The organism is Paenibacillus sp. lzh-N1, assembly GCF_002872435.1.
In the GTDB taxonomy this organism is placed as follows: Bacteria; Bacillota; Bacilli; order Paenibacillales; family Paenibacillaceae; genus Paenibacillus; species Paenibacillus polymyxa_C.
Map to the genome: position 1 here is coordinate 3,768,712 of NZ_CP025696.1, position 11,202 is coordinate 3,779,913.

1 protein-coding gene (only partly in view) is annotated in these 11,202 nt (G+C 48.0%); it reads left to right on the forward strand.

Annotation, left to right across the window (positions count from 1 at the left end; all coding sequences use genetic code 11):
• Window positions 1-11,172: the 3' portion of an SDR family NAD(P)-dependent oxidoreductase gene (locus tag C0638_RS17125; protein ID WP_102163660.1), read on the forward strand. It extends 8,586 nt beyond the left edge of the window; 11,172 of the gene's 19,758 nt are visible here — the last part of the coding sequence; the start codon falls outside the window, past its left edge; the stop codon is at window positions 11,170-11,172.
• Window positions 11,173-11,202 lie beyond the last annotated feature (30 nt).

The following is an 11,202-nucleotide window of genomic DNA, read 5'->3' on the forward strand; positions in this document are numbered from 1 at the left end:
TACAAGAATGAAGCACAGTTCAGCAATACTACCGGGAATAGCAACGCTATTGCAGCGGCACGTATTTCCTATTTTCTTAATCTGAAAGGACCTGCCATATCTGTGGATACGGCATGCTCCTCATCGCTGGTGGCTACTCACCTTGCTTGCCAGGCTTTATCAAATAAAGAGATTGAAATGGCGCTGGTCGGCGGTGTGTCCTTATACCTGACCCCAGAATCCTATATAGGTATGTCTGCATCGGGAATGTTATCACCAGATGGTCAGTGTAAGACATTTGACAACAGTGCCAACGGCTTTGTTCCAGGCGAAGGAGCAGGGGTGCTGGTTCTGAAGCGGCTAAAGGATGCGGAAGCTGACCGGGATCACATCTATGGGGTTATTATCGGAACTGGGATCAATCAGGATGGAAAAACCAATGGAATTACCGCGCCGAGCGCAAACAGCCAAATAGAGCTTGAGCAGGAGATATACAATAAGTATCAGATTGAACCCGAAAGTATTAGCTATGTTGAAATGCATGGGACAGGCACTAAGCTGGGCGATCCTATTGAATTGGAGGCTTTATCCACAGCTTTCAAAGAAAAAACAGATCAGAAGAAGTTCTGTGCCATAGGCTCGGTAAAGAGTAATATCGGGCATACTTCGGCAGCAGCAGGCGTAGCAAGCATACAAAAAGTGCTATTATGCATGAAGCATAAGAAACTGGTACCGACACTGAATTTCAAGAATCCGAATGAACATTTTGATTTTGATGATTCTCCATTTTATGTAAATACACAATTAAAGGACTGGGAACCTTCTCGCGGGAACAAAAGACGTGCCGCAGTGAGCTCCTTTGGTTTTAGCGGTACCAATGCCCATCTTATTATTGAAGAATATCGTCCTGAGGTTGGAAAATTACCAGCAGACGACGAACCGCATAGTCCCGTTCTTTTCGTATTGTCTGCCAAAAATGAGAAGCAATTAGTAACCTATGCCGAAAACATGAGAAACTTTATTGCATATCAGCCAAATCTTAATTTGGCTGATATGGCGTATACGCTACAGGTGAGCCGTGAGCCGCTGAACCATCGTCTGGCTTTTGTGGCAGATTCAAAAGAGAATCTCCTAAAAACGCTGGATGGATTGATTCATCATCATCTGCCAACTGGAGTCCTGACGGCTCAGGTGAAAAAGGGCAAAGACGGGATCGGGCTCTTTGAGGCAGATGAAGATGCCAAATCCTTGCTTGAAACCTGGATCAGGAAGGGAAAATTAGAAAAAATTGCGGAGCTGTGGGTACAGGGTCTAACGATGGATTGGAACAAGCTGTATGGGGACATCAAGCCTCGCCGGATTAGTCTACCCACCTATCCTTTTGCAAAAGAACGGTGCTGGGCGCCCGAGCTAGACAATAAGGCAGGCAAAGGTACGACTTCTGTCATTGCGGCTGCACTTCATCCTTTGCTGCACCAAAACACCTCCGATTTTTCGGAACAGCGATTCAGCTCGACTTTTACAGGTCAGGAGTTTTTCCTGAAGGATCATGTAGTAAATGGTCGCAAGGTGCTGTCTGGGGCTGCATCCCTTGAAATGGCGCGGGCGGCAGTGGAGCAGTCACTAGGGACGGATGAGGGCGACCTGGTCGGAATGTGCCTTAAAAATGTGGTTTGGGCACGACCTATTACCCTAGAGGATGGCCCAATACAGTTGCATATCGGGCTTTTCCAGAATGAAGATCAAGAGATTTCATATGAGATTTATGGAAATAACGGAGCCGGTGATACAGAGCTTATGATATATAGCTACGGCAATGCGGTACGGAGATCGGAGGTGGAGGTTCCAGCATTGAATATAAAAGATTTGCAGGATACATGCAGCAGAAGCTTTTATCCGACAGCATTGTATGGCGTTTTCAGAGATTTGGGGATTGATTACGGTCCCGGGCATCAGGGGATTGAGATGGTATATGCGGGAGAAGGTCAGGTGCTGGCGAAGCTATCATTGCCCTCCTCAGTCTCTGACACTCAAAGCCAATTTGTCTTGCATCCAAGCATGATCGATTCCGCTTTGCAGGCATCCATAGGCTTGACGCTGGGCTCTGGCGAGACTAAACCCGCTCTGCCGTATGCCATTCAGGAAGTTGAAATTATAAAAAATTGCAGCTCCACCATGTGGGCGCTGATTCGATACAGTGCAGACGGTAAAGCGGGAGATAAGGCACAGAAACTAGATATTGACCTGAGCGACGAAACCGGAGAGATCTGCGTGAGAATAAAGGGTTATTCATCAAGAATTTTGGATATAGAGTCTATTTCCATAGACGCGCAGTCCAATTCCGGTACCTTGATGCTTGAACCCGTGTGGAAAGAGCAGGGAGTTACCATAGAGGGTGATTTACCTGTGTATGATCGCCATGTCGTGATCCTTTGCCAGCCGTCCGGGATTTCCTGTGAACAAGTAGAAGCTCAAATAAGCGGCGCACAATGTATATTATTGCAACCTGATCAAAACAGAATCGGGGAACAGTTCCAGCGTTACGCCGTTCAGGTACTTGAGCTGATGCAAAGAATTTTTAGCGAAAAAAACCATGGCAAGGTGTTAATCCAGATCGTCACTAACGACCAGGAGGAGCAGCAGCTTGTATCAGGGCTCTCGGGTCTTTTAAAAACCTCCAGAATAGAACATCCAAAACTGGTGGGACAGTTGATAGAACTTGAACAGGATGAGGTCCCGAGTGCAATCATAGATATTTTAAAAGAAAACAGCTGGAGTCCTGAAGACATCCAGATCCGGTATAGGAAAGGCAAACGGTGGATTTACAGTTGGAACGAGGTTCCGTTTTCTCCGGAAATGGCAGACATCCCGTGGAAGGAGAACGGAGTATACCTCATTACCGGTGGTGCTGGTGGCTTGGGACTTATTTTTGCCAAAGAGATTGTAAATAAAGTTCATAATGTTGCGTTGATTTTAACGGGGCGGTCCGTACTGGATGAGGGCAAGCGGGCAGAGATAAAGAAATTGGAGTCATTAGGAGCACGAATAGCATATAAGCAGGCCGATGTGTCCCGGGAGCAGGCCGTGACTGATTTAATTCGGGAAATTGAGGCAGAATTCGGAAGCTTGAATGGCATCATTCACAGCGCAGGAGTAATTCGTGACAACCGTATACTCAAAAAAAATAGCGGGGAAATGCTGGAGGTTCTCGCTCCCAAAGTATTAGGGGTAGTGAACTTGGATCAGGCGAGCAAGAACCTGCCTCTTGACTTCTTCATTCTGTTTTCGTCGGTAGCCGGAGGACTGGGCAATCAGGGACAGGCGGACTATTCTACCGCTAATGCCTTTATGGATGCTTACGCCAGATACCGGAACGCTTTGACAGGATCGCAGCAGCGCCAGGGACAAACGATATCTATCAATTGGCCACTATGGAAAGAAGGCGGGATGCATATTGATGAGGAGACGGAGAAGCTGGTAAAACAGCACACAGGCATGGGCAGTATTTCAACTTCTTCCGGCATTCAGGCCTTGTACCGTGCCATGCTTACGGGTGCTGATCAGGTTATGGTGATGGAAGGCAATCTCGAAAAAATGAAAAGAACAGTAGGTTTAATAGCAATTCCGGAAACCAGACAGCTTGAAAAGGTGGCGGGTGCTTCAGCAACTATTTCAGCAATTTCTACTGAAAGTAATGCCGCACCGGACCTGCTGGACAAGGTGCAGACCGCCATGATGCAGGCGGTATCGAAATTGCTGAAAGTCAAACTTGAAGATATTGATGCCTATGTCGAACTGAGTGAGTATGGCTTTGATTCCATCTTGCTCACGCAATTTGCCAACAACATCAATCACTTGTACCGACTTGAGCTGACACCTGCCGTATTCTTTGAATACACTACACTTCATGACTTCTGCAGGTATTTAGTGGACGAATATGCCACCTTGCTTGGTGAGCAGTTTGTCGTCCAGACCCGGACTGAGCCTTCTGTGCAGAATGAAGAGGAGGATAGGGAAGACTGCATCCGCAGTAGACGCCAGCGTTTTCGATTTGCAAACAAGAATGTGCTAGCTATGCCGCAACAGACCCAGGCGGGTTCTGAACCTATTGCAATTGTAGGCATAAGCGGTGTCTTTCCCATGGCCCGGGATGTAGATGAGTTTTGGAAAAATCTTGAGGAAGGCAGGGATTGTATCACTGAAATACCTGAGGATCGCTGGGATTGGAAGGCATATTACGGTGACCCTGCGGATGAGAGCAATAAAACAAACATCAAGTGGGGCGGGTTTATTGACGGGATATATGAGTTTGACCCTTTATTTTTTGGAATTTCACCGAGGGAAGCCGCACTCATGGACCCGCAGCAGCGCCTGTTGATGACTTATATTTGGAAGGCGATTGAAGATGCTGGGATTCAGGCAGCAGGGCTATCTGGAACCCGTACAGGCATCTTTACAGGAACCGCAAATAGCGGCTATAGCGGAATGATCTATCAGGGAAATGTGGGTGTCGAGGCATACTCCTCCAGTGGAATGGCGCCGTCGGTGGGACCCAATCGTATGAGCTATTTCCTTAATATTCATGGTCCGAGCGAGCCTGTCGAAACAGCTTGCTCCAGTTCACTGGTGGCCATTCACCGGGCAGTAAAGGCTATAGAAGATGGAAGCTGCGAAATGGCAATTGCAGGTGGTGTCAATGTAATTATCACACCTGAGCTTCATATCAGCTTCAATAAAGCAGGGATGCTGTGTGAGGATGGCCGATGCAAAACCTTCTCTGATCAAGCCAACGGTTACGTGCGCGGTGAAGGGGCAGGCATGCTTTTCCTGAAAAAGCTGAAGGATGCAGAAAAGGCTGGAGACCATATTTACGGCATAATTCGGGGTACAGCCGTTAATCACGGAGGCCGGGCCAATTCTCTGACAGCCCCCAATCCGAGGGCACAGGCGGATTTGCTGGTAAATGCATATACAAAAGCTGGTATCGACCCAAGAACAGTCTCTTACATTGAGGCCCATGGGACAGGCACCGAATTGGGCGATCCAATTGAAATTAACGGACTGAAAGCAGCCTTTAAAGAGCTTTATGAGACTATAAAGGGACCTGGGATCAAAGAGCCTCATTGTGGCCTAGGTTCGGTGAAGACCAATATCGGACATCTGGAATTGGCTGCTGGGATCGCCGGTGTCATCAAAGTGCTGCTTCAGTTGAAGCATAAAAAACTTGTTAAAAGCCTTCATTGCGATGCAATGAATCCCTATATCAAACTTGAAGACAGTCCATTCTATATCGTTCAGGAGACGAGGGAATGGAAGCAGCAGCAAGATGCTTCTGGGAAAAATATTCCTCGGAGAGCGGGGGTCAGCTCTTTTGGATTCGGCGGTGTCAATGCCCATTTGATCATCGAGGAGTATTTTTCGGAAAATCAGAAGAAAGAGCCGGTTACCTTCGCTACCCAAAAGCCAGCTATTGTTGTGCTGTCAGCCAAGACTGAAGCACAGCTGCAAGATCAGGCACGGCAATTGCGGGCTGCAATCCGGGTGCGCCAGTTCACAGACAGCAGTCTGGGAGATATAGCGTATACCCTGCAGGCGGGACGCGAAGCGATGGAAGAACGTTTGGCCTTCACTGTAGTTTCTCTCTCCGAGCTTGAGGAGAAGCTAAAGGGGTTTGTGGAAGGCCGAGAAGGTATCCATAGCTTATATGTTGGGCAGGCAAAACGCTATAGAGAAGAAAATAGAGACCGGGAAACACAAAAGGGTGCGGCCGAGACGATTGAGGCGTTAGTTAGTGAAAGCGACTATGCCCAAATCGCACGCCTTTGGGTAAAAGGCGCGGTTTTTGACTGGGACGTGCTGTACGGAAAGAATAAGCCGAACCGTATTAGCCTGCCTACCTATCCTTTTGCCAGGGAACGTTATTGCATAATCGATACCAATAAGCTGAGCGGAGCAAACAATGTTGGGCCGACGCAGGAGACGTCAGCCATCATTCATCCTTTGCTTCAGCGAAATACGTCCGATATTTATGGACTTCAGTTCAGCTCCACATTTACGGGAAGAGAATTTTTCCTTGCTGATCATGTGATCAAGGGACAGAAGCTTTTGCCTGGAGTGGCCTACCTTGAAATGGCGCGAGCGGCTGTAGAGGAAGTCGCTACATCTCTGGAAGAAAGTCGGATTTCTGTTCGTCTAAAAGATGTATTATGGCTCCGGCCTGTGGTAGCTGAGGAGCGGCCGATTGCTATAAATATCGGGCTTTATCCGCAAGATGGCGGAGAAATTGCCTATGAAATCTACAGCAAGTCTGAATCAGTGGACACGGAGCTAGTTGTGCATAGCGAAGGCAGCGCAGCGATTGTTCCGTTGGCCGAGATTCCTGTCATAGATATTGAAGCCTTGCTGGAGCAGTGCAATCTAGGTACCTATTCATCCCAGCAGTGTTATGAGGCGTTTGCAGCGATGCAGGTTTCCTATGGGCCGGGACATCAAGGAATTGAAAAGATATATACCGGCGTGGGTCAGGCACTTGCCAAGTTGTCCTTGCCTTCTTCTGTTTACCAGACCATGGGACAGTTTGTGATGCACCCTAGCTTGATGGATTCCGCTTTGCAGGCGTCCATAGGCCTGATTATGGGCACAGGCGGAGACCTCATGTCTGACGGTAAAGCTTCTATAAAGCCAGCTTTACCATTTGCATTGGAAGAGCTTGAGGTGTTTAGCGGCTCCACATCAGAGATGTGGGCTTGGGTCCGTTATCGTGAAGGCAGCAGACAGGATGGTCCAGTGCAAAAGCTCGATATTGATTTGTGCGATGTGCAGGGGAATGTTTGTGTAAGCATGAAGGGCTTCTCATCACGAATTGCAGAAGGAGGAACTAGGGGATCAGGGGAATCAGATGAATTGACGATACCTGAGACTTTGATGCTTGAGCCTGTATGGGAAGAGCAAGCGCCTGCCCCGAGAGGAACAGCACCTAATTATCAGCAGCATCTGGTAATTCTATGTGAACCAGTACCTATTTCCGGGGAAATGATTGAATCACAAATGAACGGGGTGCATTGTCTCATCCTGCAATCCGAAGAGGAAAGCATGGATGCACGGTTTAGAACTTATGCAGCTCAGGTGTTTGAGCAAATTCAACATGTGCTTAAAACCCAATCCAAACACAAAACATTGATTCAGCTTGTCATTCCGGTACAGGATCACAGGCAGGTATACTCGGGACTTTACGGACTCTTACAAACAGCGCGGCTTGAGAATCCCGGACTGGTGGGCCAACTGATCGAAGTGGATGTGGAGGAAGATGCAGCAGGTCTTATAAATATCCTGCAAGAAAATAGCCGCAACTCCATGGATACACATATCCGCTATCAGTGGGGCAGACGATATGCAGCCGCATGGACAGAAATCCAATCCTCGTGGGAAGCGGGCCGTATTCCGTGGAAGGACTCAGGGGTATATTTGATTACCGGAGGAACAGGTAGTCTTGGTTTGATTCTGGCTGAAGAAATGGCACGACAGACCAAAGATGCCCTTTTAATTCTCGTTGGACGATCTGTGCTTCGCGGTCACACCAAAGCAAGGATTGAGGAAATAGAGGCTCTAGGAGCAAGAGTCGTATTTCGACAGGCCGATGTCGCCGATAAAAGAGCGGTTGAGGATTTGATCCGGGATATTCAGGAAGAGTTTGGGAAGCTGGACGGAATTGTTCACGGCGCTGGGGTGACCAGCGATAATTTCATTATAAAAAAAACAGGGGAGGAATTGCAGAAAGTATTGGCGCCAAAAGTTACAGGATTGATGAATCTGGATCAGGCCTGCAAGGATCTTCCGCTAGACTTTTTTGTCCTGTATTCATCTGTTGCCGGCAGCCTTGGGAATATAGGACAGGCTGACTATGCTGCTGCCAATGCCTTTATGGATGCCTATGCCAGATATCGCAATACGCTTGTAGAACAGAAGCAACGTCAGGGGCAGACGCTTTCTATCAACTGGCCGCTGTGGAAAGAAGGCGGAATGCGTATTGATAGAGAAACGGAACAAATCATGGAGGAAATGGGGATGTTTGCTATGGAGACCGATACAGGAATGAGGGCTTTGTACCAAAGTCTGGCTTCCGGAAAAGATCAAGTCATGGTATTGGAAGGGCGTGCCAATCAGCTCAGAGAAACGCTCTTGCAGCAGCCATCCCTGAATCAGGCTGAAGATGCCTCCTCTATGATTATGGAGAGCAGAAAGGAGTCAGGAATCGGACAAGATTTTCTTGCCGAAAAAGCGGCAAATTATTTAAAGCAACTGCTTGCTGCATCGATCAGACTGCCGGCAAGGCAAATTGAAGTCGATGCCCCTATGGAGAAGTATGGAATTGACTCTATTATGATCAGACAGCTGACACGTGAACTGGAGAAAACATTCGGAACACTACCCAAAACGTTGTTTTTTGAATACCAAAGTATCCGGGAGCTGACCCAATATTTTCTTGAAGTTCACCAGAAGCAGCTGATTCAACTGCTTGGAATGGAGGAAGAGGTTAACGCCGTCCAAGCGTTTACGTCTTCTACTGTGAAGGATAGCCCAGGAAGGCCACTTTCCAGTAGCCGAAGAGAAGCTCGTGAAATGCCGGCTCAGACACAATTACTGGATCAGAAAAAATTCCAAACGCAGCCGGAAACAGTAGGCGGTACGGGGGATATTGCCATTATCGGCTTGTCGGGCATGTATCCTGAGGCGGAGAATGTTGGGGAATTCTGGAACAATCTGCGCAATGGAAAGGACTGCATTACGGAAATTCCCAAAGAGCGTTGGGATCACAGCATACACTTTGACGAGGAAGCGGACAAATCCGGAAAAGCTTACAGCAAGTGGGGTGGCTTTATCAAAGGCGTGGATCAATTTGATCCGAAGTTTTTCAACATCTCTCCTAGAGAAGCACAAATCATCGATCCACAGGAGCGCTTGTTCCTAAAATGCGTCTATGAAACGATCGAGGATGCAGGCTATACACGAGAAGGGCTTGGTTTGGAAAGGAATGTAGGCGTTTTTGTCGGAGTTATGTATGAAGAATACCAGCTTTATGGGGCGCAGGAGCAGGCTAGAGGCAAAATGATTGCCGTACCAGGGAATCCGGCCTCCATTGCAAACCGAGTTTCTTATTTCTGTAATTTCCACGGGCCAAGCATGGCCGTGGATACGATGTGCTCATCCTCATTGACGACCATTCATCTAGCCTGCCAGAGCTTACAGCAAGATGAGTGTGAGCTTGCCATTGCTGGCGGTGTCAATGTCTCCATTCATCCGAACAAATACCTGATGCTTGGGCAGGGAAGATTCGTATCAAGCAAGGGTCGGTGCGAAAGCTTCGGAGAAGGCGGAGATGGGTATGTGCCGGGTGAAGGCGTAGGGGCCGTATTGCTCAAACCGCTGACCAAAGCAATTGCAGACGGCGATCACATATACGGGGTCATCAAGGGAACCGCTGTGAATCACGGCGGGAAGACCAATGGCTTTTCAGTTCCGAACCCCAAGGCGCAGGCCAGTGTGATTGGGAGGGTATTTAAGAAAGCCGGAATAAACCCCAGAACAATCAGTTACATTGAAGCACACGGCACGGGGACATCTTTAGGTGATCCTATTGAAATCGCTGGATTGCAAAAGGTTTTCCGGGAATATACGGAAGACACGCAGTTCTGCGCCATTGGATCGGCAAAATCTAATATAGGGCATTGTGAGAGTGCGGCAGGGATTGCTGGAGTGACTAAGGTGCTCCTTCAGCTCAAATACGGACAAATCGCACCTTCGCTGCATTCAAACATACTCAACCCGAACATCGACTTTAGCAATAGCCCTTTTATAGTTCAGCAGGAGCTTGAAGAGTGGAAAAGACCGATCGTCACTATAAATGGAAAGACCGTTGAATACCCGAGAATTGCAGGTATTTCTTCTTTCGGCGCCGGAGGCTCCAACGCACATGTGCTTATTGAGGAATACATCCCTAAGATGCAGGAGACTAGACAAGCTGCCGTGATATTGCAAAACCCGGCCATGGTCGTGCTGTCGGCCAAAAATCAAGAGCGTTTGTACGAGCAGGTACAAAGATTGCTTTTTGCACTCAGAGCACCGGAATACGCAGAAGCCAGTTTGGAGGATATAGCATTTACCCTTCAGGTAGGACGGGAAGCTATGGAAGAACGGTTAGCAGTCTTAGCTAAGTCTACGAGGGAGCTTGAAGGAAAGCTGGAGAGCTTCCTGGCGGGGAATGAGGATATCGACGGACTCTATTCGGGTCTGGTAAAGAAAAATAAAGATATTCTGACTGTTCTTGAAGCAGACGAGGACATGGAACAGTTGGTGGATGTCTGGATAAGCAAGGGCAAGTATACAAAGCTGGCAGAGCTTTGGGTTCAGGGCTTGTTATTCGATTGGAACAGGCTTTATGGAAAGGCCAGACCTCGTCGAATGAGTCTGCCAACCTATCCATTTGCTCAAGAGAGCTATTGGATCTCTACGTTCGGAAGCCAGTCCAAGGAGACCAAGATGGAACCTCTTGAAGTTGATATCCCGGCACAAAAGCCTGTTTTCAGTCCTCCTGCTGTCGATGATAATGTGCAGGTACAGACATTGGCGAAAGTACCTGAAAAACCGCAGGGTATTTTGCTGCGCTCAGTTTCTGACATCGAGAAGGTAGCCGATACACCGAAAAAGGCAGCCAAGCCCGCAGAAGTGAAGCCGGCTCCGCCGCAACCTAAACCTATCATTTCCTCACCGCAACTGGCTGTCAAGGATGAGGTCAAGCGATCTGCTAATGGGCCTGCGGCTGTACGGGTTGATGCCTTGGAGAAGGAACTAATTGAAAGTCTTGCAAAATCCTTGAGTATGGACGAAAAGGACATCGGCCGGGACGATAAATTTATCGACATGGGACTGGATTCTATCATAGGCGTAGAGTGGGTACAGGACGTGAACAAACGGTTTGGAACTTCTATTTCAGCAACCAGAGTGTATGACTATCCTAACATTAAAGAATTTTCCAGATATTTAGCAAAGGAATTAAGCAAATCGGCGGAAGCCTCAAATCAAGTGCCTGTAGAGTCAACTTCTACGCAGCCCATGCAAGCGTTGATCCAGAAGGTGCTGCAAGGTGAATTAAATGTTGAGCAGGCCGATCAGTTGTTCAAGCAATTACACTCGTAAATTGCCGACACGATATTCGTCCTATTTCAT